This is a genomic window from Klebsiella grimontii (genome assembly GCF_042137965.1).
In the GTDB taxonomy this organism is placed as follows: Bacteria; Pseudomonadota; Gammaproteobacteria; order Enterobacterales; family Enterobacteriaceae; genus Klebsiella; species Klebsiella grimontii.
Map to the genome: position 1 here is coordinate 3732313 of NZ_CP169721.1, position 26914 is coordinate 3759226.

Annotated in this window: 20 protein-coding genes; 10 read left to right on the top strand and 10 right to left on the bottom strand. The window is 55.9% G+C overall.

From position 1 onward, the window contains the following. Positions 1 to 31: 31 nt before the first annotated feature. Positions 32 to 2314, top strand: a complete 2283-nt coding sequence (pflB, locus tag ACE3MN_RS17585) for a formate C-acetyltransferase (RefSeq protein WP_024360081.1) — start codon at positions 32 to 34, stop codon at positions 2312 to 2314. Positions 2315 to 2517: 203 nt separating this feature from the next. Beyond that, positions 2518 to 3258 carry a pyruvate formate lyase 1-activating protein gene (gene pflA / locus ACE3MN_RS17590; RefSeq protein WP_004871674.1) on the top strand — a complete coding sequence of 247 codons (741 nt, stop codon included), beginning with the start codon at positions 2518 to 2520 and terminating at the stop codon, positions 3256 to 3258. 53 nt (positions 3259 to 3311) lie between these two features. On the opposite strand, the gene ACE3MN_RS17595 is transcribed toward pflA, so the two are convergent. Then, entirely contained in the window at positions 3312 to 4169 is an 858-nt protein-coding gene (locus tag ACE3MN_RS17595; protein WP_098066999.1) for a MurR/RpiR family transcriptional regulator, read from the bottom strand. Between the two features lie 122 nt (positions 4170 to 4291). Here ACE3MN_RS17595 and ACE3MN_RS17600 point away from each other — a divergent pair, with 122 nt between their 5' ends. From ACE3MN_RS17600 to ACE3MN_RS17620, 5 genes are read left to right on the top strand one after another with little or no spacing between them, the layout of a single operon-like run. Continuing rightward, a complete protein-coding gene (locus tag ACE3MN_RS17600; protein ID WP_004100672.1) occupies positions 4292 to 4567 on the top strand; it encodes a PTS sugar transporter subunit IIB in 276 nt (91 codons plus the stop codon). Between the two features lie 17 nt (positions 4568 to 4584). Next, on the top strand, positions 4585 to 5850 hold the full coding sequence (locus ACE3MN_RS17605; protein WP_102650052.1) for a PTS ascorbate transporter subunit IIC: 1266 nt from the start codon (positions 4585 to 4587) through the stop codon (positions 5848 to 5850). 12 nt (positions 5851 to 5862) lie between these two features. Further along, a complete protein-coding gene (locus ACE3MN_RS17610) occupies positions 5863 to 6660 on the top strand; it encodes a transketolase (protein WP_004871681.1) in 798 nt (265 codons plus the stop codon). Continuing rightward, positions 6660 to 7571, top strand: coding sequence for a transketolase family protein (locus tag ACE3MN_RS17615; protein WP_102650053.1), 912 nt, complete (start codon positions 6660 to 6662; stop codon positions 7569 to 7571). The genes ACE3MN_RS17610 and ACE3MN_RS17615 overlap by 1 nt, the downstream gene beginning before the upstream one ends. Before the next feature lie 42 nt (positions 7572 to 7613). Continuing rightward, positions 7614 to 8051: a PTS sugar transporter subunit IIA gene (locus tag ACE3MN_RS17620; RefSeq protein WP_004871686.1), complete on the top strand. Its 438-nt coding sequence runs from the start codon at positions 7614 to 7616 to the stop codon at positions 8049 to 8051. Positions 8052 to 8093: 42 nt separating this feature from the next. Here ACE3MN_RS17620 and ACE3MN_RS17625 read toward each other — a convergent pair whose 3' ends face one another. The 9 genes from ACE3MN_RS17625 to lrp all read right to left on the bottom strand — a co-directional run bounded on the left by ACE3MN_RS17625 (position 8094) and on the right by lrp (position 21793). Continuing rightward, a complete protein-coding gene (locus tag ACE3MN_RS17625; protein WP_004871688.1) occupies positions 8094 to 9242 on the bottom strand; it encodes an MFS transporter in 1149 nt (382 codons plus the stop codon). 274 nt (positions 9243 to 9516) lie between these two features. Then, complete coding sequence (locus ACE3MN_RS17630) at positions 9517 to 10380, bottom strand: dimethyl sulfoxide reductase anchor subunit family protein (RefSeq protein WP_375364122.1); 864 nt, start codon at positions 10378 to 10380, stop codon at positions 9517 to 9519. Between the two features lies 1 nt (position 10381). Then, positions 10382 to 10999 carry a DMSO/selenate family reductase complex B subunit gene (locus tag ACE3MN_RS17635; RefSeq protein ID WP_004871693.1) on the bottom strand — a complete coding sequence of 206 codons (618 nt, stop codon included), beginning with the start codon at positions 10997 to 10999 and terminating at the stop codon, positions 10382 to 10384. A 10-nt stretch (positions 11000 to 11009) separates the two neighbouring features. Beyond that, positions 11010 to 13448 (bottom strand): dimethylsulfoxide reductase subunit A, encoded by a 2439-nt coding sequence (gene dmsA / locus ACE3MN_RS17640; protein WP_375364123.1) that lies wholly within the window; start codon positions 13446 to 13448, stop codon positions 11010 to 11012. A gap of 200 nt (positions 13449 to 13648) precedes the next feature. After that, complete coding sequence (gene serS / locus ACE3MN_RS17645; protein WP_004871699.1) at positions 13649 to 14941, bottom strand: serine--tRNA ligase; 1293 nt, start codon at positions 14939 to 14941, stop codon at positions 13649 to 13651. Positions 14942 to 15031: 90 nt separating this feature from the next. Further along, positions 15032 to 16375, bottom strand: a complete 1344-nt coding sequence (gene rarA, locus ACE3MN_RS17650; protein WP_004871703.1) for a replication-associated recombination protein RarA — start codon at positions 16373 to 16375, stop codon at positions 15032 to 15034. 8 nt (positions 16376 to 16383) lie between these two features. Next, entirely contained in the window at positions 16384 to 16995 is a 612-nt protein-coding gene (gene lolA / locus ACE3MN_RS17655; protein ID WP_004130911.1) for an outer membrane lipoprotein chaperone LolA, read from the bottom strand. A gap of 121 nt (positions 16996 to 17116) precedes the next feature. Then, positions 17117 to 21163 (bottom strand): DNA translocase FtsK, encoded by a 4047-nt coding sequence (gene ftsK, locus ACE3MN_RS17660; RefSeq protein WP_102650055.1) that lies wholly within the window; start codon positions 21161 to 21163, stop codon positions 17117 to 17119. A 135-nt stretch (positions 21164 to 21298) separates the two neighbouring features. Continuing rightward, a complete protein-coding gene (lrp, locus tag ACE3MN_RS17665; RefSeq protein ID WP_002439523.1) occupies positions 21299 to 21793 on the bottom strand; it encodes a leucine-responsive transcriptional regulator Lrp in 495 nt (164 codons plus the stop codon). Positions 21794 to 22324: 531 nt separating this feature from the next. Between lrp and trxB the strand changes: the two genes are divergently transcribed. The 3 genes from trxB to cydC all read left to right on the top strand — a co-directional run bounded on the left by trxB (position 22325) and on the right by cydC (position 26896). Continuing rightward, positions 22325 to 23293 carry a thioredoxin-disulfide reductase gene (gene trxB / locus ACE3MN_RS17670; RefSeq protein WP_004871710.1) on the top strand — a complete coding sequence of 323 codons (969 nt, stop codon included), beginning with the start codon at positions 22325 to 22327 and terminating at the stop codon, positions 23291 to 23293. A gap of 114 nt (positions 23294 to 23407) precedes the next feature. Then, positions 23408 to 25174, top strand: coding sequence for a heme ABC transporter permease/ATP-binding protein CydD (gene cydD / locus ACE3MN_RS17675; protein WP_375364124.1), 1767 nt, complete (start codon positions 23408 to 23410; stop codon positions 25172 to 25174). Beyond that, the gene (cydC, locus tag ACE3MN_RS17680; protein ID WP_024360088.1) at positions 25175 to 26896 is read left to right on the top strand and encodes a heme ABC transporter ATP-binding protein/permease CydC; all 1722 of its coding nucleotides are present in this window, start codon (positions 25175 to 25177) and stop codon (positions 26894 to 26896) included. Positions 26897 to 26914 lie beyond the last annotated feature (18 nt).

The following is a 26914-nucleotide window of genomic DNA, read 5'->3' on the forward strand; positions in this document are numbered from 1 at the left end:
TAAAAAATCCACTTAAGAAGGTAGGTGTTACATGTCCGAGCTTAATGAAAAGTTAGCCACAGCCTGGGAAGGTTTTGCGAAAGGTGACTGGCAGAACGAAGTCAACGTACGCGACTTCATCCAGAAAAACTATACCCCGTACGAAGGTGACGAGTCCTTCCTGGCTGGCGCAACTGACGCGACCACCAAGCTGTGGGACACCGTAATGGAAGGCGTTAAACAGGAAAACCGCACTCACGCGCCTGTTGATTTTGATACTTCCCTTGCGTCCACCATCACTTCTCATGACGCTGGCTACATCGAGAAAGGTCTCGAGAAAATCGTTGGCCTGCAGACTGAAGCGCCGCTGAAACGTGCGATTATCCCGTTCGGTGGTATCAAAATGGTAGAAGGTTCCTGCAAAGCGTACGATCGCGAGCTGGACCCGATGCTGAAGAAAATCTTCACCGAATACCGCAAAACTCATAACCAGGGCGTGTTTGACGTATACACCAAAGACATCCTGAACTGCCGTAAATCTGGCGTTCTGACTGGTCTGCCGGATGCCTATGGCCGTGGTCGTATCATCGGTGACTACCGTCGCGTTGCGCTGTACGGTATCGACTTCCTGATGAAAGACAAATACGCTCAGTTCGTTTCTCTGCAAGAGAAACTGGAAAACGGCGAAGATCTGGAAGCAACCATCCGTCTGCGTGAAGAAATCTCTGAACAGCACCGCGCGCTGGGTCAGATCAAAGAAATGGCGGCTAAATACGGCTGCGATATCTCTGGTCCTGCAACCACCGCTCAGGAAGCTATCCAGTGGACCTACTTCGGTTACCTGGCTGCCGTTAAATCTCAGAACGGCGCAGCAATGTCCTTCGGTCGTACCTCCAGCTTCCTGGACATCTTCATCGAACGTGACCTGAAAGCCGGTAAAATCACCGAGCAAGACGCACAGGAAATGATTGACCACCTGGTCATGAAACTGCGTATGGTTCGTTTCCTGCGTACTCCTGAATATGATGAACTGTTCTCTGGCGACCCGATTTGGGCAACCGAATCTATCGGCGGTATGGGCGTTGACGGCCGTACTCTGGTCACCAAAAACAGCTTCCGTTTCCTGAACACCCTGTACACCATGGGGCCGTCTCCGGAGCCGAACATCACCATTCTGTGGTCTGAAAAACTGCCGCTGAGCTTCAAAAAATACGCTGCGAAAGTGTCCATCGATACCTCTTCTCTGCAGTACGAGAACGATGATCTGATGCGTCCTGACTTCAACAACGATGACTATGCTATCGCTTGCTGCGTAAGCCCGATGGTTGTTGGTAAGCAAATGCAGTTCTTCGGTGCTCGCGCTAACCTGGCGAAAACCATGCTGTACGCAATCAACGGCGGCGTTGATGAAAAACTGAAAATGCAGGTTGGTCCTAAATCTGAACCGATCAAAGGCGACGTCCTGAACTTCGACGAAGTGATGGAGCGCATGGATCACTTCATGGACTGGCTGGCTAAACAGTACGTCACTGCGCTGAACATCATCCACTACATGCACGACAAGTACAGCTACGAAGCTTCACTGATGGCGCTGCACGACCGTGATGTTATCCGCACCATGGCATGCGGTATCGCAGGTCTGTCCGTTGCGGCTGACTCCCTGTCTGCAATCAAATATGCGAAAGTTAAACCGATTCGTGACGAAAACGGTCTGGCTGTCGACTTCGAAATCGAAGGCGAATACCCGCAGTTTGGTAACAACGACTCTCGCGTCGATGATATGGCCGTTGACCTGGTTGAACGTTTCATGAAGAAAATTCAGAAACTGCACACCTACCGCAACGCTATCCCGACTCAGTCCGTGCTGACCATCACCTCTAACGTTGTGTATGGTAAGAAAACCGGTAACACCCCTGACGGTCGTCGCGCTGGCGCTCCGTTCGGACCAGGTGCTAACCCGATGCACGGTCGTGACCAGAAAGGTGCTGTTGCCTCTCTGACCTCCGTTGCGAAACTGCCGTTTGCTTACGCGAAAGATGGTATTTCTTACACCTTCTCTATCGTGCCAAACGCGCTGGGCAAAGACGACGAAGTGCGTAAAACTAACCTTGCCGGCCTGATGGATGGTTACTTCCACCACGAAGCGTCCATCGAAGGTGGTCAGCATCTGAACGTCAACGTCATGAACCGCGAGATGCTGCTCGACGCGATGGAAAACCCGGAAAAATATCCGCAGCTGACCATCCGCGTATCCGGCTACGCAGTACGTTTTAACTCCCTGACTAAAGAACAGCAGCAGGACGTGATTACTCGTACCTTCACTCAGACCATGTAATGGTATTGACTGAAATCGTACAGTAATAAGCGTACAATAAAGGCTCCACGCAAGTGGGGCCTTTTTAGCAATATCATCCTGCCCCAGTCTCTTTTGTCTGCTGTCTATACTTTATGGATAACAGCCAAAACAGACTCGACATAGCCTTTGAGCTGTGCATCTACATAGGCCCCGGATGGGCCAAATTCGGAGATATCACCGCAATGTCAACAATTGGTCGCATTCACTCCTTTGAATCCTGTGGCACCGTCGATGGCCCGGGGATCCGCTTTATCACCTTCTTCCAGGGCTGCCTGATGCGCTGCCTCTATTGCCACAACCGCGACACCTGGGATACCCACGGCGGCAAAGAGATTACCGTTGAAGAGCTGATGAAAGAGGTGGTGACCTATCGCCACTTTATGAACGCTTCCGGCGGCGGCGTGACGGCATCCGGCGGCGAGGCTATCCTGCAGGCCGAATTTGTTCGCGACTGGTTCCGCGCCTGCAAGAAAGAAGGTATTCATACCTGTCTCGATACCAACGGCTTTGTGCGCCGCTACGACCCGGTTATTGATGAACTGCTGGAAGTCACCGATCTGGTGATGCTCGATCTCAAGCAAATGAATGATGAAATTCACCAGAATCTGGTTGGCGTCTCTAACCATCGGACGCTGGAGTTTGCCCGTTACCTGTCAAACAAAAACATCAACGTCTGGATCCGCTACGTTGTGGTCCCGGGCTGGTCCGACGACGACGATTCCGCGCATCGCCTGGGCGAGTTTACCCGTGACATGGGCAACGTCGAGAAGATTGAACTGCTGCCGTACCATGAGCTGGGCAAACACAAATGGGTAGCCATGGGCGAAGAGTACAAGCTGGATGGCGTCCATCCGCCGAAGAAAGAGACCATGGAACGCGTGAAGGGTATTCTCGAGCAGTACGGTCATAAGGTGATGTACTAAGGTTATCTCCCGGTAGACCTTGCGCTACCGGGTTTCTCCTCCAGCGATAAGCATCAGGACATAAAATATTCCGACAGCTTATTCGCCACGCTCTCAATTGAGAAAATCCGCTTCTGATGCGCTTTACGGTATTCCGCATAGCGTTCATCCTGCTCTTCAAGCGCGCTCAGTATCCGGTCAGCCACCATCATTGCCCCGGCAATTTCCGCAAACCCCGATTCGCCTTCCCCTTGTAGGGCCACCGCCGCCTGAAGATTCCAGTCAGACAAACGGGCCAGCGGCGCAAACGTCCCGCGGGTCAGCGACAATATTTTAACGCCCTGCTGCTTTGCCAGCGACAGGGCCTGCATCATATCCGCCGACGCCTGTTCGCTATGCACCACAATAATGCCGGTTTTCTGGTTATCAGAAAGCAACGGCATCGCCGCCGGGTAGGAGCGATCGACAAAGCTTGCCGCCTTACCCATATTGATGAGGTTCATCTGCAGGAATAACGCCACCGGCACCGCCGTGCCCACGGCATAGATAGCGATGCTGTTCAGGGCGTTAAGCCAGTCAGCCGCGGCTTTCAGCTCCTGGCTATCGACAATGGCATTACTGTCGCGAATGCTCGCCAGCACCGGCGCAATCTCTTCGCTCTCGTGGCTACCGCTATCTTCCAAACGCGCGGCGCCCTGCTCCATCGCCAGCGCGGTTCTGAAATCCGAGAAACCTTTAAAACCAAAGGCCCGACAAAAACGGGTGATGCTGCCCTCACTGGTATCAATGGAGTCGGCCAGTTCTGAAATCGTGTGACGCATCACAAAGTCAGGATTCTCCGTAATAAAACGGCCCACTTTCTCCAGTATTGGGCTTAGCCCTGAAGCTCCATTTCTTATGCTAATCAACAAGTTGTTGTCTATATAGCTCATTTTTCGCCCTATTTGCTCAAAATGCAAACACAGTCACATCTTTCGGCCTGCGGTAAAGATAATAATTATTATCTCACATAAACAAATAAAAATAATTATTTTTACACGCAGGAGAACATCGAATGAAAGGTCTCATAGTCTGTCGTACCGGTATGGGCAGCTCTTTAATGCTCAAAATCAAAGCCCAAAAAATCATCGACAAACACGGCTGGGATATCGAACTGGAACACGATGTCCTCTCAGGCTTACGCACCTGGCGAGACATTGATTTTGTCATCACTATGCGCGATCTCACCGATGAAGTCGAAGCCGCCGGATTCAGAGCTGTCGGCATTACCGACCTGATGAACAGTGAAGAGATGGAGTCTGCGCTCACTGACATCGTTCAAAGCAACTAACCTCTCCCGGAGGCAATATGGATTTCCTCAGATTTATTGTATTCGACATTCTGGGCGTAACCCCACTTTTAGTTGGCTTTATTGCATTAATCGGCCTGTTAATCCAACGTAAGCCGATTGAAAAAGTGCTTTCCGGCACCTTCAAGACCATCGTCGGTTTTCTGGTTTTCGCCGGCGGCGCCGGTCTGGCGGTCACTTCCCTGGGTAATTTTCAGACCTTATTCAGCGATGGATTTGGCCTGAAGGGCGTAATGCCGCTGGCGGAAGCGCTAACCGGACTGGCGCAAACCAAATTCGCCATGTGCGTATCGCTAATCATGGTGATTGGCTTTGGCTGGAACCTGTTCTTTGCCCGCGTGACGCCGTTTAAATACATCTTTCTGACCGGGCAACATAACCTTTATCTCTCCGCGCTGCTTACCGTGACGCTGAAGGCGCTGGGCTACAGCGACATGACGACCATCATTGTCGGCTCCGTCCTGCTGGGTCTCGCCGCCTGCCTCTATCCGGCTATTGCGCAGCCGTGGATGCGAAAAATTACCGGTAACGATGAGATCGCGATGGGGCACTACGTCACCCTGGCCTACGCCGCATCCGGCTGGATCGGCTCAAAGGTCGGCGATCCTAAACAATCTACCGAAAAGCTGAATCTCCCCGGCTGGCTGGGGATCTTTAAAGACTACATCGTCTCAGTGTCGATCTCGGTGAGCATTTTCTATTACATCGCCGCGCTCGCCGCCGGGAAACCCGCGGTCACCGCTGCGGCCGGCGGGATGCACTGGCTGGTTTACCCGCTCTTTCAGTCGCTGACCTTTACCGCCTCGCTGTACATCATTATTACTGGCGTACGCCTGCTGCTGTCAGAAATTGTTCCGGCCTTCCTTGGCATCTCGGAAAAGTTTATCCCTAACGCCAAACCCGCGCTTGATTGTCCGGTGGTCTTTCCCTACGCCCCGACCGCCACGGTGCTGGGGTTTATCTCTTCGTTTGTCGGCGGGCTGGTGGTGATGGGCTTTCTGGCGATCCTTGGCCAGACCGTGATTATCCCGGTAGCCATCCCCTACTTCTTCATTGGCGCGACCGCAGCGGTATTTGGTAATGCCTCCGGCGGCTGGAAAGGCGCGATTGCCGGGAGCTTCATCACCGGGATCCTGATCGGCATCGGCCCCGCGCTGATTTACCCGATTATGGAGTCCGTCGGTCTTTCAGGCACCAGCTTCCCGGAAACCGACTTCGTCGCGCTGGGTCTGGTCGTGTACTACATCGGCAAAATGCTGCCCTAAGAAGGAAAGAACATGAACATTGATGAACTGAAATCCCACGCGCTTGCCGCCCGCCGCGAGATCGTCACCCTGATTTACGAGTCCGGAATTGGCCATCCGGGCGGAGCATTATCGATAATCGACATTCTTACCTGGCTCTATTATCAAGAGGTCGATCTGGCCGCCTCTCCCCGCTCGCGCGTGGTGATGAGTAAAGGCCACGCCGTCGCCGCGCAGTACGCCATGCTGTACCAAAAAGGGAAGATCGATCGCAGCGAATTCTCTACGTTCCGACAGATCAACTCGCGTCTGCAGGGTCACCCGAGCATAAAGTCGCTACCCGAGGTCGATGCAACGACCGGCCTGCTGGGCCAGGGGCTGTCGATTGCTTTGGGTATGGCGGCCGCCAAAAAGCGGCGCAACGATCCGCACCGGGTGTTTGCCATCGTTGGCGATGGTGAAATGCATGAAGGCCAAATCTGGGAGACGCTACAGCAGGCCGGGCATATGAAAATGGATAACCTGGTCGCCATCATCGATTACAACGGCTTCTCTTCCCACGATCCGGTCAATGAAGTCGTTAACCTCGAGCCGCTGGCGGACAAAATCCGCAGCTTTGGCTGGCATGTACTGGAACTGCATAACGGCAATGATATGCATCAGGTTGCCGATACCCTGATGCTATCCCGCCACCTGAAAGGTAAACCTGTCGCTATCGTGGCGCACACCACCAAAGGCTCCGGCGTCAGCTATATGGAAAACAACGGCGACTGGCACTCAAAAACCCCGAGTAAAGAACAATTTCAGCAGGCAATGGAGGAGTTACAGTGATGAAAGCGCCCCGTGATGAGATCGGTAATGCCCTGATTGACCTTAAAGAAAAGGGCTATCCCGTCGTTGTTATCGACAGCGATTTAGCCAGCTCCACCCGTACTGACCAATTTCAGGCCGTCTATCCAGAGGCTTTTTTCGAAATGGGCATTGCGGAAGGTTCCGCCATGAGCTTCGCGGTCGGCCAGGCGCTGGAGGGCTTTATGCCCTTCTACGTCAACTTTGCCATGTTCGTCACCGGCACCGCCTGGACCCAGCTGCGGCAGGCGTGCTATGCCAAAGCCAATATTAAACTCGTCGGTAGCCACCCCGGTATGGATGATGGTCCGGACGGCGCTTCGCATCATGCGCTGGAGGATTTAGCGCTGACCCGCGTCCTCCCGGGATTAACCATTCTGACCCCGGCAGATGCGGAGGAGATCGCCGAGGCCTTTGAGCAAGCGGCCAAAATAAAGGGCCCTGTCTATATTCGCGTGGCGCGCGAGCCGATGCCGGTTCGCGATAAAAGCGTCGTTCCGCGGGTCAGCGATATCGCCGCCATCGCCGATAGCGGCGCCGATTTCGCGATTCTGTTTGAAGGGACGGTGCTGGAGCAGGCTACCGATGGCTATGAAAAGCTGATCGCCAGCGGCAAAAAAGGCAAGCTTATTCACGTTGCAACCCTCAAGCCCTTTAACGAGCAGGCATTTTATCGGCTGGTTGAAGGCTGCCCGCTTATCGCTACGCTTGAAAATCACACGGTAAACGGCGGCCTCGGCGGACTGATCGCGGAAACCCTGGCGCAAAAGGTGCATCCGGCCCGCCTCACTCGGCTGGGAACGCCGGACACATTTACCGAATCGGGTAATAGCAGGCAGCTAAAAGCGAAATACGGCATCTCGGGAGAAGCGCTATTTAACGCTCTACACTAACCTCCAGGCGAGCCGGTCAGCTCGCGCGTAAAGGGAACATATATGGAAGAGACGCTATTTTCCGCCTGTCAGTTCACCAGCGACAGCCTGAACTGGCGCAGCGCCGTTCAGCTCGCCTGCCGCCCGCTTGAGCAGCAGGGAAAAATCACCGGAAGCTATGCCAGGGCTATTATCAGCGCCACGGAGCAGGATGGTCCCTGGTATATACTGAGCCCGGCGTTTGCGCTACCGCACGCGCGACCGGAAGCCGGAGTGCTGAGCAGAAACAGCGCGCTTTCGCTGCTTTGCTGTCGCAAGGCCGTTGATTTTCCGCAGCATCCCGGTATTCGGCTGATAGTCGTACTGGCGGCGGCCGATAGCGAACAGCATATTCAGACAATCCAGCGATTAGTCAGTTGGCTGGATGAGGAGGACAGACTACGGCGATTCACCGAGGTTCACAATCAGGCCCAGCTTGAAGCGCTTCTCGCTTCGCATTAATCGATAGCCAGGGGCGTCTCTCCTGGCTATTTTCGACCACAATCAGGCGTGAGCAACCGGCGTAGGGTGATGCCCCGCTTTGCGCAGCAGCGTCAGCAGGTAGATGAAGGACACGCTGGCTATCATGATAAACAGCAGATTGTCAGAGAAATTCTGCATCAGCATCGCGGTCAGCGTTGGCCCAAGCAGGCTGCCCACGGTATAGCTCAGTAACAGCGCCTGGTTCATCGCCACCAGCTGATGACGCTCCACTTTTTCACAGGCCCAGGCCATAGCGACCGGATAGAGCGTGAAGCCGGAAGCGCCCAGCACGAACAGCGCAGGCGCCATTGCGGCCTGGCTTAACATCGCCAGACAGCCGAGAATCACCACAAACACCTGGACGCGTAGAACCAGCAGGCGACCGTAGCGATCGGCGAGCCGACCAATCGGCCACTGTCCAACGATGCCTGCGCTCACCATCACCGCCATCCAGAAGCCGATGCCGGAATCGCTGACGCCCTGGTGGTTAAGCCACAGCGGCATCAGGCCATACAGCGAGCCGAGCACGATACCGGAAATAATGCAGCCATTGACCCCGTGACGGGCCTGACGCAGCCTTAACATTGGCCAGATACGCGCCGGTTCGTGCGGCTCATCGCCCCGAGTCGCCACGCGAGCAAACAGCAGCGGCAGAATGGCCGCCAGAGCCAGCGCCGTCACCCACGGCAGGACGCTCATCAAATCCGTCGGCAGTTTGCTGACCATTAACTGGCCCAGCACCGTGCCAACGTAATAAATCATCATATACGCCGCCAGCAGGCGACCGCGGCTCCGCGAAGTGCCGCTACAGACCAGCGCGCTCTCCACCACCACCCAAATCATCGCGCAGCCGACGCCCGCGATAAAGCGCCAGCTGAACCAGCTCCAGAAGCCAAGCGTAATGCCGAGCCCAACGCAGCCCACGGCAAAAATAATGGATGCCAGATAATAGCTACGATTAAAACCCAGACGCTTAATCACCCATCCGGCGAGCAATGTCCCCACCAGATTACCGGTAAAGTAGGACGACCCTACCATGCCGACCTGCCAGGTCGGCATATTTTCATGGGCGAGCCAAAGCGGGACAAGCGTATTTAAAACCGCTATCGCCAGGGTCAACAGAAGCAGGCCACAGAGCAACATTTGCACTGGCCGGGTGTAGATGGTCATGGATATAAACCGTGATGGAGTTCAGATTTCGTGCGCATCATGCCACTGCTGCAAACATTGTCAATCCACCTGAAATCAGGCGTGACGCGGTTTGCGGGCGTACGATAGAAGTTTTTTATCCAGCGGATCGGCAACAGAATAGTTGTTTATATTATTCCATTGTTTTTATTAATTTATTAGGAAAATGAGGTGGGAGTATCGGTAGAAATATTTCATGAATCGACCGCACTTTTTATCGCGCCAGAAAGTAATATCCTGGCGCGATAAAGGGCGGTTAGCTGGCGATTGCCATCCCTACGGTCATATGCAGGCCGTAGAAGACGCCGCGGCCGATCATCTCGCCGACCAGCATTAGCACAAAAGCCAGCCCCAGCATCGGCAATGCGGGCTGATAGCCTTTGAGCTGCGGAGCGATCCAGCAGACCAGGGCCAACGCCAGCGCAACCAGACGCCAGGCCATTAGCGAGCCGTAGTCCGGCACCAGCGCGGAAGCTTGCTGGATGGAGCTATGGATTGTCGCCAGCTCGCTTCCCTGCATTAGCCCCACGATCGCGCTATTCACCAGCGCCAGCAGGGTCACCGCCGGCAGCAGGCGCATCGCCCAGCCGGTAACGTCCGCAACGCGCAGCAGCAGATATCCCAGCAGCGGACCGCCGATAAACATCGTCAGGAAGAAACTCAGCGGCGTCCAGACCGTATACCAGGTGGGTACCGTATCAATAGTGTTATAGACGCGGACCATCATCCAGACAAAGATAACCCCCAGCACCATGGTAATAATCAGCCAGAGATGACGCAGTCCCGCCGGTAGCTTATTGACCACCGCCAGCAGCCAGCCAATACCGCCGACAGCAAAGAAAAGCGCCCCGCTGGCGATTTCATTGCTGAGCGACGAGGCCCCTACGCGATTGAGCGAGTTAAACGCGCGCATGGGCGACCCAAGATGCAGGGTTGAGGCAATAAAGCCCACGCCCATCAGCACCCACAGGCCAAACATACTCCACACCACGCGCTGCTGCTGTTCACGCGATAAGTCGCCTTTCATGAGCGCCAGAGCCAGTACAATAAAGCCGCCCACCACGCACTGACCAAAGACCGTGAAAATAATCAGCGGCCATTCATGCCATCCACTCCCCATCTCACACCTCCTTCGGGTTAGCCAGATAGCCGGTGGTATCTCCACACGGTCGGCTGTTGGCGTTAGGTTTAATCACAATACTTGGTTTAGTGAAGTGGGCCGAAGGCAGCGGCGCAACGGCAGCCAGCTGGCCGTGTTTTTTACGCAGCTCTTCAATCGGGCCAAAATCAAGCGCGCGGAGCGGACAGGACTCCACGCAAATCGGCTTTTTGCCCTCGGCGACGCGTTCGTGGCAGCCGTCGCATTTGGTCATATGCCCTTTTGCCGCATTGTACTGCGGCGCGCCGTACGGGCAGGCCATATGGCAATAGCGACAGCCGATACAGACATCCTCATCGACAACGACAAAGCCATCTTCACGTTTATGCATCGCCCCGCTCGGGCAAACTTTGGTGCAGGCCGGATCTTCACAATGGTTGCAGGCGATAGAGAGGTAATAGGCAAACACGTTCTGCTGCCAGACACCGTTATCTTCCTGCCAGTCGCCGCCCGCGTATTCGTAGATACGACGGAAACTCACCTCCGGCGTGAGGTTTTTGTAGTCTTTGCATGCCAGTTCGCAGGTTTTGCAACCGGTGCAACGGGCGGAATCAATAAAAAATCCATATTGAGTTGTCATCGGTCACTCCTTACAGCTTTTCAACCTGGACGAGGTTGGTATGCGATGGATTGCCTTTCGCCAGCGGCGATGGGCGTTGGGTGGTCAGCACGTTAATGCTGCCAGCCTGATCCACGCGACCGGCGTCCGGGTTATACCAGGCCCCCTCACCCAGCGCGACCACGCCCGGTATCATTCGCGGGGTCACTTTGGCTTCGATATGCACTTCACCGCGATCGTTAAAAATGCGGATCCGATCGCCATTGGCGATACCGCGCTTCTGCGCATCAAGTGGGTTGATCCACATCTCCTGACGGCACGCGGCTTTCAGTACGTCAACGTTGCCGTAGGTGGAGTGAGTGCGGGCTTTGTAGTGAAAGCCGGTCAGCTGCAGCGGATATTTTTTAGCCAGCGGATCGTCATAATTTTCAAACCCAGGGCTGTAGATCGGCAGCGGGTCGATAACATCCTCTTCTTTCAGCTCCCAGGTCGCCGCGATTTCCGCCAGCTGCGCAGAGTAAATTTCAATTTTCCCTGACGGGGTCGTTAACGGATTGGCGGCAGGATCTTCACGGAAAGCCTTATAGGCAACGTGGTGGCCTTGCGGATCGCGCTGTTTGAAGATCCCCTGCTTGCGGAATTCATCAAACGGCGGCAGCGCCGGGATCGCTTTACGGGATTGCTCATAGAGGTGACGCAGCCACTCTTCCTGAGTGCGGCCTTCGGTGAAGCGTTGCTCAACGCCCATGCGCTTCGCCAGCTCGGTAGTCATCTCATAGATGGTTTTGCACTCAAAACGCGGTTTGATGGCCTGGTCGGCAAAAATCACGTAGGACATGTTGCCGCAGGAAGCATCGAGGGCAAAATCCATCTGCTCCGAGGCGGTACAATCCGGCAGCAGAATATCGGCATATTTCGCAGACGAGGTCATATGGCAATCAATGACCACAATCATCTCGCACTTTTTGTCATCCTGGAGGATGTCATGGGTACGGTTGATTTCTGAATGCTGGTTGATCAAGCAGTTACCGGCATAGTTCCAGACCATTTTGATGGGGACGTCGAGCTTATCTTTACCACGCACGCCGTCGCGTAGTGCGGTCATTTCCGCTCCGCGCTCAATCGCATCGGTCCACATAAACATGGAAATACTTGTTTCAACCGGGTTATCCAGCGTCGGCATGCGCTCAAACGGCAGCGAGTAAGAGCCTTCACGCGCGCCGGTATTCCCGCCGTTGATTCCAACGTTGCCGGTTAAGATCGCCAGCATGGAAATCGCGCGGGAAACCAGCTCGCCGTTAGCATGGCGCTGCGGGCCCCATCCCTGAGAAATATAGGCAGGTTTTGCGCCGGCGATTTCACGCGCCAGCTGCACGATACGCGCCTGAGGAATGCCGGTAATCGTCGACGCCCACTCTGGGGTCTTCGCGATACCGTCTTTGCCCTGACCGAGAATATAGGCCTTATAGTGACCATTGGCCGGCGCGCCTTCCGGCAGCGTTTTCTCGTCATAGCCTACGCAATACTTGTCGAGGAAAGGCTGGTCTACGAGATTCTCGTTAATCATCACCCACGCCAGCGCCGAGACCAGCGCGGCATCGGTTCCGGGGCGGATAGGGATCCACTCATCTTCGCGTCCGGCACCGGTGTCAGTATAGCGTGGATCGATAATAATCAGTCTGGCGTTGGATTTCTCCCGCGCTTGTTCCAGGTAGTAGGTCACCCCGCCGCCGCTCATCCGGGTTTCCCCCGGGTTATTGCCAAACAGCACCACCAGCTTGCTGTTTTCGATATCCGACGGGCTATTGCCATCGGCCCAGCCGCCGTAGGTGTAGTTCAGTCCCGCGGCGATTTGAGCGGTGGAGTAGTCACCGTAATGGTTGAGGTAACCGCCGCAGCAGTTCATCAGACGGGCAATCACGGTTTTCCCCGGCGGCCATGAGCGAGTCAGGGTTCCGCCGAGGGTTCCCGTTCCGTAGTTCAGATAGATGGACTCATTACCGTACTCTTTTATCAGGCGCTGCATATTGCTGGCGATAGTATCGAACGCTTCTTCCCAGCTGATGCGTTCGAATTTGCCCTCTCCGCGTTTGCCCACCCGCTTCATCGGATATTTCAGGCGATCCGGGTTGTAGACGCGCCGACGCATCGAGCGACCGCGCAGACAGGCGCGAACCTGGTGCAGGCCATCGTAGTTATCGTCACCGGTATTGTCTGTTTCAACATATTTAATCTCACCATCAACCACATGCATCCGCAGCGGGCAGCGGCTTCCGCAGTTCACCGTACAGGCGCTCCAGGTGAGCGTTTCGCTGACAGGGTTGAGGTTGTCTGCGGCATGGGCAATGCGCGTGAAGGGTAAGGTAAAAGCGCTGCTGGCCATCGCCAGCCCGCCAATCGCCGTGGTTTTCATTAAACCACGCCGGCTCACCTCGGCAGCCAGTAAAGCATCGGGGGTTTTGATTTTCATAGATACTCGCTTCGGTTGCTCACAATGAACTTAAAGCCGTTGTATAGTTATTGATACAACGAAATTAGTCTTTATTAGTTTTTTATGCTGGATAATCCAAAGGGAGTATCTTCGTAATCGCGAAGTCGATTATTGCCCGGTATCAAGAAGGGGGTAAAAAAAAAGCGCCCGCAGGCGCTTTTGAGAAGAGTGTTGAAAAATCAGCCGATAAACTCAAGGCCGCGCATATACGGGCGCAGGACTTCTGGGATCGCAATGCGACCATCCGCCTGCTGATAGTTTTCCATCACCGCGACGAGCGTACGTCCAACCGCCAGGCCAGAACCGTTCAGCGTGTGTACGAGGCGAGTTTTCTTGTCAGACTTGCTGCGGCAGCGCGCCTGCATACGACGCGCCTGGAAATCCCAGACGTTAGAGCAGGAAGAGATCTCACGATAGGTATTCTGCGCCGGTACCCACACTTCCAGATCGTAGGTTTTGCATGCGCTAAAGCCCATATCGCCCGTGCACAGAGCCACTTTACGATACGGCAGACCCAGCAGCTGCAGCACTTTCTCGGCGTGGCCGGTCATCTCTTCCAGCGCCGCCATGGAATCTTCCGGACGTACAATCTGCACCATTTCGACTTTGTCGAACTGATGCATACGGATCAAGCCGCGGGTATCGCGGCCATAGGATCCGGCTTCAGAACGGAAGCACGGCGTATGCGCGGTCATTTTGATCGGCAGATCGTCTTCGTCGATGATCTCATCGCGCACCAGGTTGGTCAGCGGGACTTCCGCCGTCGGGATCAGCGCGTAGTTGCTGCTGTCAGCTTCTTCTTCCAGCGGACGGGTATGGAACAGGTCGCCGGCGAATTTTGGCAACTGACCGGTACCGTACAGCGTGTCCTGGTTAACCAGATACGGGACGTAGTTTTCGCTGTAGCCGTGCTGTTCAGTATGCAGATCCAGCATAAACTGCGCCAGCGCGCGGTGCAGACGCGCCAGTTGGCCCTTCATGACCACAAAGCGAGAACCGGTCAGCTTCACGGCGGCGGCAAAATCCAGCCCCCCGTGCATTTCGCCCAGCGTCACGTGATCGCGAACGTCAAAATCAAACTCGCGCGGCGTACCCCAGCGGCTGACTTCAACGTTGTCATTTTCGTCGCGGCCGGCCGGAACGTCATCGTGCGGAATATTAGGGATGGTCAGCGCGATATCGCGGATTTCCGCCAGCAGCGCGTCCAGTTCGGTCTTAGCGGCATCAAGCTGCTCGCCGAGTTTGTTCACTTCCAGGCGTAATGGCTCAATATCTTCCCCGCGCGCTTTCGCCTGGCCAATGGATTTCGATCGGGAGTTGCGCTCCGCCTGCAGGTTTTCAGTTTGAACCTGCAGAACTTTACGACGCTCTTCCAGAGCGCGAAGTTTATCTACATCCAGCTTAAAGCCCCGGCGTGCCAGTTTTTCTGCGACTGCGTCTGGCTCGGTACGCAGCAGATTGGGATCGAGCATGCTTATCCTGTGCTTATCGAATTAATAAAGAAAAATGGCCGCAGAGCGCGACCACGGAAATAGTGTGACAACCTTACCGCAACGCCTCAATTATCGGTAGCGTTTTATCGGGCTATTTTGATCCTGTTCGGTTAACCAGGCGAGCTTTTCGCCTATTTTGCCCTCCAGCCCCCGGTTTGTCGGCTTATAATAGCGCGTTTGCGCCATTTCCTGCGGGAAGTACTGCTCTCCAGCGGCATAGGCATTTGGTTCATCATGAGCATAGCGATACTCCTGCCCGTAGCCCATCTCCTTCATTAGCTTCGTTGGGGCATTGCGTAAATGTACCGGTACGTCGTAATCGGGGCGTTCGCGGGCATCGGCCATCGCCGCTTTAAACGCGGTATAGACCGCGTTGCTTTTCGGCGCGCAGGCAAGATAAACAATGGCCTGGGCAATCGCCCGCTCGCCTTCCGCCGGTCCGACACGAGTAAAGCAATCCCAGGCGGAGATCGCAACCTGCATCGCGCGCGGATCGGCATTACCGACATCTTCCGACGCGATTGCCAGACAACGGCGCGCGACGTAGAGCGGATCGCCGCCGGCGGTAATAATCCGCGCGTACCAGTAGAGGGCGGCATCCGGTGCGCTACCGCGAACCGATTTATGCAGCGCGGAGATTAAATCGTAAAAACGATCGCCTTTGTTGTCGAAACGCGCGCTGCGCTCGCCGGCGATTTCGGTCAGCAGCTCAACTTTCAGCACGCGATTGCCGGAGGCGTCGGACTCGGCCATATCGGCCATCATTTCCAGGGTATTCAGCGCCCGCCGCGCGTCACCGTTGACCAGGTCGGCGATGGCCTTGCGCGTCTCGTCCGGCAGAACGATATTTTGCCCGCCGTAGCCGCGCGTTTTATCGCTCATCGCCTGGCTGAGCACCTGTTCGATGTCGTCGCTGGTCAGCGATTTCAGCAGATAGACGCGCGCGCGGGATAACAGTGCGGAATTGAGTTCAAAGGAGGGGTTTTCCGTCGTCGCGCCGATAAAGGTGATGGTTCCGTCTTCGATATGCGGCAGAAAGGCATCCTGCTGGCTTTTATTGAAACGGTGAACTTCATCGACAAACAGAATTGTGCGGCGACCCGCGTTGCGGTTTTGTCGCGCGCGTTCAATGGCCTCGCGGATCTCTTTCACCCCGGAGGTCACCGCTGAAATACGTTCAACGTCGGCGCTGGCATAGCGCGCAATCACCTCGGCCAACGTGGTTTTCCCCGTCCCCGGCGGCCCCCAAAGGATCATGGAGTGCAGATGACCGGCTTCAATCGCCCGTGGTAAGGGTTTACCCGGTGCCAGCAGATGCTGCTGGCCAATGTACTGCGCTAAATTTTCTGGCCGCATGCGTGCGGCCAGGGGTTGAAACGCGTTGTCGGAAAAATCGAGCGACAGATTGCTCACGTTCGCCTCTACTTACGTTGATCGTCCACCGTAACCCCTTGCGGCGGCGTAAAGGTGAACTTAGATGCGTCGACGGCGCCATTTTGTTGCGACTTCAGCTGATAGCTGCTGCGTTGATCGTCCTGTTCCACGGCGCTGAACTGATGAATCGTGCCGTCACGACCCACGTTAATGGTGAACTGCTTCAGATTACCGCTACCGTTTTTCGGGGTCAGAACAAAATCATCGCCGTTCTGCTTAATGTTGTAGTTCTGCCAGTCGCTGGCCTGGTTGCGGGCAATCAGCATAAACGGCGTGTTGCTGGTCGCATCTTTCAGCCAGGTGGCGGTAGCCTGCTCAACAAACGGGTTATAGAACCACAGCGTTTTGCCGTCGGAAACCAGCACGCTTTCATCCGGCTGGGTCATATGCCAGTTGAACAGATTTGGTCGTTTGACCCACAGGTCGCCCTGCCCGTCCTGCACGGCGTTGCCGCTGCCGTCCGTCACTTTCTGCGTAAAGCTGGAGTGGAAGCTGCTCACTTTATCAAGGCGGCTTTTTAAATCGCTGGCGGCGTCCGCCCATACCTGACTGACGACAAAACTGGACAGTAATGCACAGGTGATTGCGAGTTTTTTCATTGTTATTCCTTAATGTGCGTCACTCCCGACGCGGGAGCCTGATCTGCTGCTAATGTAGAACGGCCAACGGCGGTTAAACAGCAGAACAGGCTGATTTTCACTTATTTACCCAACTTTGCGGTTACTCAAAAGGCGGCGGAGCCAGCACCTCACGGTTACCGTTATGACCCTGCTCGCTCACGATACCCTGAGCTTCCATTTGCTCAATGATACGCGCGGCGCGGTTATAGCCAATACGGAACTGACGCTGCACCCCGGATATGGAAGCCTTGCGTTTCTCCGTCACAAAGTTGACGGCCTGATCGAACAGCGGATCGAGCTCTTCACCGCCCTCGTAGCCACCGCCGCCGCCTTCGCTTTCGCTATCGGAGGTGATGCCATCGACATACTGCGGACGCCCGCGCGCCTTCCAGTCCTGAACGACGGCGTGAACTTCCTCGTCGCGTACAAAAGCGCCGTGCACGCGCACCGGGATCGTGGAGTTAGGCGCGGAGTAGAGCATATCGCCCATCCCCAGCAGAGACTCCGCACCGCCCTGGTCAAGGATGGTCCGCGAGTCAATTTTACTCGATACGGTAAAGGCGATACGCGTCGGGATGTTGGCTTTAATCAGGCCGGTGATAACGTCAACCGACGGTCGCTGGGTCGCCAGCACCAGGTGGATCCCCGCGGCGCGCGCTTTCTGCGCCAGACGCGCGATCAGCTCTTCCACTTTCTTGCCGACGGTCATCATCAGGTCGGCAAATTCGTCGACCAGCACTACGATATAAGGCTCTTTTTTCAGCACCGGATGCGTCGCATCCATACTGTCGCCAGGCTTCCAGTAAGGATCCGGAATGGGTCGTCCCATACGCGCGGCTTCGGCAATCTTCTCGTTATAGCCTGCGAGATTACGTACGCCCAGCGCGGACATGAGTTTATACCGGCGCTCCATCTCGTTAACGCTCCAGCGCAAAGCGTTGGCCGCGTCTTTCATATCCGTCACGACTTCCGTCAACAGATGCGGTATTCCCTCATAGACCGACAGTTCGAGCATTTTCGGGTCAATCATGATGAATTTCACATCTTCCGGCTGCGCTTTGTAGAGCATGCTGAGGATCATGGCGTTGACCCCAACGGACTTACCGGAGCCGGTGGTACCCGCCACCAGCAGGTGCGGCATCTTCGCCAGATCGGCGGTCACAGGTTCGCCCGCGATGTCTTTACCGAGGACCACCGTGAGCGGTGAAGGATTGTCGCGGAATTTCGCATTATCCAGCACTTCGCGCAGGTAAACGGTCTGGCGCTTTTTGTTAGGCAACTCCAGGCCAACGTAAGGTTTACCCGGAATAACTTCCACCACACGAACCGCCGCCGTGGACAGTGAACGCGCCAGATCTCGCGACAGGTTGGAAATCCGCGCCGCTTTCACCCCTGGAGCCAGGTTTAGCTCAAAGCGGGTGATGACCGGGCCTGGTGAGTAGTTCACCACGTCGGCTTTAATGCGGAAATCGGCCAGACGAGCTTCAACCAAACGCGCCATCTGCTCGAGGGCAAAGGTATCGATCGGCTCAACCTCAGCCGGCGGCGGCGTGAGCAGATCAAGCGAGGGCAGCAGCGTCGTGGGTTTCTGCAACGGGCGACTGTCGCCATTGCGCATCAACAGCGGGTGAATCAGGCTTTCCTGCGGCTGCGGGATCGGTTGCTGCTGCTGCGAAGCCTGCTGCTGCGGATAACCGCCAGGAGCCTGCTGTGGCATCTGCGGATGTTGAACCGGCTGCTGCTGTACTGGCTGATAAGCCTGAGGCTGCGCACTTTGCGGCTGCTGATGCATCTGCTGGTGCGGCATCGGCTGCTGTACGGGCTGCGAATGCTGGGTCGGCTGCGGGGCAGGCTGCTGCACTTCCGGCATCGGCGTGAAGACAGGCTCGCTCGGCGTATCATCAACTAACGTTTTCATTGGCGAGAATTCATAATCAGCCGCAGAGAACGGATGCGATCCCGGCGGCTGCTCGCTGGCGTAACGCTGCTGCTGGGAAGCGGCAAACTGACGGGCAAGTTCGGCTTCAGCGGCGGAATCCTCGTCTACATTATCCTCTTCCGCAGCGTAGCTATCGCCATAGCGCTGATTTTGCGCAGCCGCGAACTGACGCGCCAGCTCGCCCTGCTCAAACTCTGCAACTTCCTCGTCCGTCAGCGCATCATCATCATAGTGCTGATGTTCTGCCTGACGCGCGCGTTCTTCAGCCAACCGCTGCGAAGGCAGCTTAATGCCATAGGATGCCAGCTCACGTCGCGTTGGAACACGAACGCGATTTGGACGAGGCAATTTCGGGCCTATGCCCTCTTTTACCTGCGCACGCGGGCCGCCAGACGCCGGGCTAAACAGCGGCGCGGCGCTGGATGCGACGGAGGCCGCCGCGGCGCTTGCCCCGGTGGCCTGATGGACGCCGGCCGCCAGCGCGCTCACCGCGGCAACATCAGCCGCCGGAGCAGGCGGAGGCGAGATCGGTTTTGTCGCAACTGGACTGACCGGTTCTGGAATTGGCTGATACCACGCGGCAAGCTGCTCGCGTTCACGCGCGCGTTTCTCTTCCACTTCTTCGAAGTAGTACATCGGCGGACGCTGTGGTTTCACTTCCTCTGCTGGCTCAGGCTCTACGGCAGAAGCAGGAACGTAAGGTTCAGGCTGCTGGATAGGGGCCTGCTGCGGCGGGTAAGCTGGTTCAGACTGATAAGCGGGCTGCTGAACTGGAGCCTGCGCAGGCTGATAGGCCTGCTGCGGCGGGTAGGCCGGTTCAGGCTGATAAGCAGGCGGCTGAACAGGAGCCTGCTCCGGCTGATAGGCATGCTGCGGCGGGTAAGCCGCTTCAGGCTGATAAGCAGGCGGCTGAACAGGGGCCTGCGCCGGCTGATAGGCCTGCTGCGGCGGGTAAGCCGCTTCAGGCTGATAAGCAGGCGGCTGAACAGGGGCCTGCGCCGGCTGATAGGCCTGCTGCGGCGGGTAAGCTGGTTCAGGCTGATAAGCAGGCTGCTGAACAGGAGCCTGCTCCGGCTGAGACGCGTACTGCGGCGGGTAAGCCGGTTCAGGCTGATAAACTGGCTGAGCGTCATACCCAGGCAGCGGTTCAGACCATGCCTGCGGCGCCGCGGTATCCTGCGCGGCCAAAGCCACCGGATCGGCAATGCTATGCCCGTTCAACAGAGGATCGTAGGGGTCAAAATCGCCGGGGCGCGCCGCGCTGGCTCCGGAGAACAGAACATCATCGGCGTTCGCCTGACGCGCTGCGCTAGAACCAGAAAAAAGCACATCGTCTGCGGCAACAGGCGCGCCGCTGGCGCTGTACTGAACCTCGCCCTCGGCGTCGTCCATCCGTTTACCGGAGAACAACGCGGCATCGGTCTTACGCCCCAGCGGATTGGCAAACTTCTCAGCCAGGCGCTGGCGGCGTGCTAAGGCGCTGCGTAGAATCCGCGCCCGACGAGAACCTTGCGGTTTAGTGGATTCATCGTCTTCATATTCTTCTTCATCTTCTTCATATTCCCCTTCATCGACCCAGGTGTCGTCACGACGGGTACGGTTGCTGGCGAAAGTGAGAATAGAAAGGATCGCGCCGCCGAGTTTTTCAGCAATGCTAACCCAGGACCAGCCGGTAAACAGCGTCAGTCCTGCCGCCCAGATGCAGAGCAGCGCGATTGTACCGCCGCTGCTGTGCAGCAGCGGTTGCAGGGTCGTGCTCAGTAGGCTGCCGATCACCCCGCCCGAAGCGAAGTACCAGATATCATCCGCGTTAATCGCCGCCAGACCGCAGGACGTGAGGATCAGCGCCAGCGCGCCAATCAAACGCAGCGAGACGGCGAAATAGTCGATGTACTCGTCGTTTTCCTGATGACGCCAGGCAAACCAGCAGCCGCCGATAATGATGACCGGAATGGTATAGGCCATTACGCCAAAAATAAAAAATAGCGTATCGGCGAGCCAGGCTCCCGGCGTCCCGCCTAAGTTGTGAATAGGCTCATGCCACGCCGTTTGTGACCAGCTAGGATCCGAGGGATTAAAGCTGAGTAAGGCCGCCATCAACCAGATGGCAAAAAGGGAGCAAAGAATGAGTAACGCCTCAAGGAGTCGGCGCCCGCTACTTAGCTTTGTGAATTTGACTTCTTTGTCTTCGGTGTATTCCTGGCTCAAGAAAGGCTCTCCAGGTATCAGGCTGTTTCCTGCCTTCGGCTAAAACGGACAACAGTGCCGGGTCTCCCCGGCACTGTTGCTGTATGGATTAACAGGAGTGTAATCAAACTACATCGATTTTGCACCTGTTCCGTGTTAGCGCGTCTTGATTACCAAACGATTACTTTGCTTGACTTCTTCCATTACCACATAGGTACGGGTGTCATTTACGCCCGGCAGGCGCAGCAAGGTCTCGCCCAGTAATTTACGATACGCTGACATATCCGGCACGCGAGTTTTCAACAGATAGTCGAAATCCCCGGAAACCAGATGACACTCTTGAATTTCTTCAAGTTTTTGCACAGCGGAGTTAAATTGCTCAAACACATCCGGCGCGCCACGATTCAGAGTAATCTCAACAAATACCAGAAGTGATGCATCCAGATAATGCGGGTTGAGCAGCGCTGTATAGCCCTGAATAAAACCCTGTCTTTCCAGTCGACGCACGCGCTCAAGGCAAGGCGTCGGAGAAAGTCCCACCCGTTTAGAAAGCTCTACGTTGGAAATACGCCCGTCTTTTTGCAATTCATTCAAAATATTACGATCAATGCGGTCGAGATCTTTGCCAGGGCGCTTCTTGCTATCTACCATTATTATTGTCTCTCTGTATTCCTTCCCTACTCCTGTTCCGACTCTGAGCCTTCACTGCCAGAGTCCATCCTGTTATCACCCGTACGACGTTGGGTAACCCAGGGGTACGTGAGAAGCCCGTTGCCTGACGGCAGCCACCGACATCACGCATGGCGTCTGTCCACACCATGCGTAGATTTCGCTAACCCGGATAAAAATGGCATTTGCGTGCATGAAAATTCGCCACACGCCAAACACTGCTTTTCTTCTTCCATGAATGTTTTCGCAAAAGCACAGGGGATTGTCAAAGCAAAACATCGATTTTTAGTACAAGATGCCAGATATTCATTATCCTCCCCGGTTGATTCTCATGTTTTCCTCTTATAATTGTCCCGCTAACAGTAGAATTAGTTATATTGTTCGTTCGTTAAATCGCCAATTAATCGGCATCTTCTATTGCACATATCGTTAACAAAACCGCCGCGCTCTTTTTTTACGTCAACAAATTCCCTACAATCCAGCTCATGTATGCCAATAAATTATGAGGATCTCATGGGCACGGCCAAACACAGTAAACTGCTTATTCTTGGTTCTGGACCTGCGGGATACACCGCTGCGGTCTACGCAGCGCGCGCAAATCTGCAGCCGGTACTGATTACCGGAATGGAAAAAGGCGGTCAGCTGACCACCACCACTGAAGTGGAAAACTGGCCAGGCGATCCTAACGATCTGACCGGACCGCTGCTGATGGAGCGCATGCACGAACATGCCACCAAGTTTGAAACCGAAATTATTTTCGATCATATCAACAGCGTCGATCTGCAAAACCGTCCGTTCCGCCTGGTTGGCGACAGCGGTGAGTACACTTGCGATGCCCTGATTATCGCTACCGGCGCATCAGCGCGCTATCTGGGTCTGCCATCGGAAGACGCGTTTAAAGGCCGCGGCGTTTCTGCCTGCGCGACCTGCGACGGTTTCTTCTATCGTAACCAGAAGGTCGCGGTGATCGGCGGCGGCAATACGGCTGTAGAAGAGGCGCTGTACCTGTCTAACATCGCTTCCGAAGTCCATTTGATCCACCGTCGTGATAGCTTCCGCGCGGAAAAGATCCTTATCAAACGCCTGATGGACAAAGTGGAGAGCGGCAACATCGTGCTGCACACCCACCGTACGCTGGAAGAAGTGACCGGCGACCAGATGGGTGTGAGCGGGTTGCGTCTGCGCGATACGCAAAATGCTGACAACGTGGAATCCCTCGAAGTTGCGGGGCTATTCGTGGCAATCGGCCACAGCCCGAACACGGCAATTTTCGCCGGTCAGCTGGAGCTGGAAAACGGCTACATTAAAGTTCAGTCCGGCATCCACGGCAACGCCACCCAGACCAGCGTTCCGGGCGTTTTCGCCGCCGGCGACGTGATGGATCATATCTATCGTCAGGCGATTACTTCTGCCGGTACAGGCTGCATGGCGGCGCTGGACGCAGAGCGTTATCTGGATGGTTTAGCCGACGCTTGCAAATAATCTTTACAAGTCAGTAACAAAGGTAAAGAAGGCGACGAAAAGTCGCCTTTATTTTTGCCCCGTTGTAACATTGCCGTGCCCAAAAAACTCATAACTACACCTGCTAAGCGCGCAATGAATAAAACCCGTCAACAAGAGTTAACCCGTTGGTTAAAAGATCAAAGCATTATCTCCCGTCGCTGGTTGATGATTTCCCGTGTATTGGGCGTCGTTAGCGGCCTGTTGATCGTTGCTCAGGCCTGGTTCCTGGCGAGGATCCTTCACCGCATGATTATGGAAAATATCCCCGCGACGGCGCTGCTGCTGCCCTTTACGTTACTGGTGCTGGTCTTCGTGCTTCGCGCCTGGGTGGTCTGGCTGCGTGAAAGAGTGGGTTTTCAGGCAGGTCAACATATCCGCCTGGAGATCCGCCGTCAGGTTCTTGATCGCTTACAGCAGGCGGGGCCGGCCTGGATACAGGGGAAACCCGCCGGTAGCTGGGCCACGCTGATCCTTGAGCAGATCGACGATATGCATGATTACTATGCTCGCTATTTGCCGCAGATGACGCTGGCGGCCTCTATCCCTTTGCTGATTGTCATCACTATTTTCCCGGTCAACTGGGCTGCCGCGCTTATTTTGCTGGGCACCGCCCCGCTTATTCCGCTGTTTATGGCGCTGGTTGGGATGGGCGCGGCCGATGCCAACCGACGCAACTTTCTCGCTCTGGCGCGGTTAAGCGGCCATTTTCTCGATCGTCTGCGCGGTATGGAAACGCTGCGAATTTTTCATCGCGGTGAAGCAGAGACCGACAACATACGCGAAGCCTCGCAGGATTTCCGCCAGCGGACCATGGAAGTGCTGCGCCTGGCGTTTCTCTCCTCCGGGGTCCTGGAATTTTTCACCTCGCTCTCTATTGCGCTGGTCGCCGTTTACTTTGGCTTCTCCTATTTGGGAGAACTCAACTTTGGCCATTACGGCGCCGGGGTGACGTTGATGTCCGGTTTCCTCGCTCTAATTCTGGCCCCCGAGTTTTTCCAACCGCTGCGCGATTTAGGTACCTTTTATCATGCTAAAGCGCAGGCTATTGGCGCCGCTGATAGCCTGAAGACCTTTATGGAAACGCCGCTGGCGCAGGCAGAGCGTGGAGAAAAGGCATTAAGCGATAATGAAATGATAAGTATTGAAGCTCGCGACCTGCTAATTAAGTCTCCCGAAGGAAAAGTGCTGGCCGGGCCGCTGAGTTTTTCCTTACGCGCCGGGGAACGTGTGGTGCTGATTGGGCAAAGCGGCTCGGGCAAGAGCTCGCTGCTGAATACGTTAACCGGTTTTCTTCCTTATGATGGCTCTCTCAGGGTCAATGGCGTTGAGTTAAAGAGCCTGGACGCCGACCGCTGGCGCCGTCTCCTGAGCTGGGTTGGGCAAAATCCGCAGCTGCCCGCGGCGACGCTGCGCGAAAACGTCCTGCTCTCCTGCCCTGATGCTACTGAAGCCCAGCTGCAGCTTGCGCTGGATAAAGCCTGGGTCAGCGAGTTCCTCTCCCTTCTGCCGCAGGGTATCAATACCCCTGTTGGCGATCAGGCCGGTCATCTGTCGGTCGGGCAGGCCCAGCGCGTCGCCGTCGCCCGGGCGCTGCTGGTGCCCTGTCGTCTGCTGCTATTGGACGAGCCAGCGGCCAGCCTTGACGCGCATAGCGAACAGCGGGTGATGCAGGCGCTGACCAATGCGTCAACGCAGCAAACCACGCTAATGGTTACCCACCAGTTGGAAGGCCTGGCAAACTGGGATGCCGTCTGGGTTATGCAGGATGGTCAAATTGTTGAGCAAGGCAGTTATTCGCAGCTGGCGGCCGCAGGCGGCCCGTTCGCGACCCTACTCGCCCATCGTCAGGAGGAGATTTAAATGCGCGCGTTGTGGCCTTACCTGGCGCTCTACAAACGACACAAATGGCTGTTGCTGCTCGGAATCGTGCTGGCGATCGTGACGCTGCTGGCCAGTATTGGCCTATTAACGCTGTCGGGCTGGTTCCTGTCGGCATCCGCCGTGGTTGGCGTAGCGGGCATCTACAGCTTTAACTATATGCTGCCTGCCGCCGGCGTACGCGGCGCGGCGATTATTCGCACCGCAGGCCGCTACTTTGAGCGTCTGGTTAGCCATGATGCCACCTTCCGCGTCCTGCAGCACCTGCGGGTCTTTACCTTCAGCAAGCTGCTGCCGCTCTCCCCAGCCGGGCTGGCGCGTTTTCGTCAGGGCGAGCTGCTCAACCGGGTGGTTGCCGATGTCGATACCCTGGATCATCTCTATCTGCGCGTTATATCGCCGCTGGTAGGGGCGCTGGTGGTGATCCTGGTCGTCACCGTGGGGCTGAGCGTGCTGGACGTCACGCTGGCCCTGACCCTCGGCGGTATTATGCTGCTCACCCTGCTGGTGATGCCGCCGCTGTTCTATCGCGCCGGCAAACCCGCTGGTGAAAGCATGACCCGGCTTCGCGGGCAGTATCGCCAGCAGTTGACCTCCTGGCTGCAGGGACAGGCGGAGCTGATGCTGTTCAACGCCAGCGATCGCTACCGGCGGCAAATGGAAAAAACGGAAGCGCATTGGCTGGATGCACAACGTCGCCAGGCGGAACTGACCGCCCTCTCTCAGGCGCTGATGCTACTGATTGGCGGTATTGCAGTTATTGCTATGCTGTGGCTCGCCTCCGCGGGGGTTGGCGGCGATACTCAGCCAGGGGCGCTGATTGCGCTGTTTGTCTTTTGCGCGCTGGCGGCGTTCGAAGCGCTGGCGCCGGTTACCGGCGCATTTCAGCATCTCGGGCAGGTGATCGCTTCTGCAAAACGCATCACGCAAATAACCGAGCAAGAGCCGGAAGTCTCCTTCACTCAGGGCGAAGAGCGGAAGCTGGAGCGCGTCGCGTTGAACTTAAATCAGGTTAGCTTCAGCTATCCTCAGCAGCCCTCCCCTGCGCTGGAGAAAATTTCATTGCAGGTCAAGGCCGGGGAGCATATCGCCATTCTGGGGCGCACAGGCTGCGGTAAATCAACCCTGTTGCAGCTGCTGACCCGGGCATGGGATCCGGCGGAAGGTGAAATATTACTCAACGGTGAGCCACTGGCGCAGCTTAACGAGGCAACGCTGCGTCAGGCGATGAGCGTCGTGCCGCAGCGCGTGCACCTGTTCAGCGCCACGCTGCGCGATAACCTGCTGCTGGCTTCCCCGAACGCCAGCGACGCCCGGCTTGCCGAAACGCTTGAGCGCGTCGGTTTAGCAAAATTACTGGACGATAGCGGCCTGAATAGCTGGCTGGGCGAAGGCGGCCGTCAGCTCTCCGGCGGCGAACTGCGCAGACTGGCTATCGCCCGCGCCCTGCTCCACGACGCGCCGCTCATGCTGCTTGATGAGCCTACTGAAGGCCTCGATGCGACGACTGAAAGCCAAATCCTTGATTTACTTGCAGAAGTGATGCGTGAAAAAACCGTATTAATGGTGACCCATCGTCTGCGCGGACTGGCGCGTTTTAATCAGATAATAGTCATGGACAACGGGAAGATTATTGAGCAAGGTAGTCACGCAGAACTGCTGGCTGAACAGGGGCGTTACTACCAGTTTAAGCAGCGCCTGTAGGCTACTATTGAATCATTG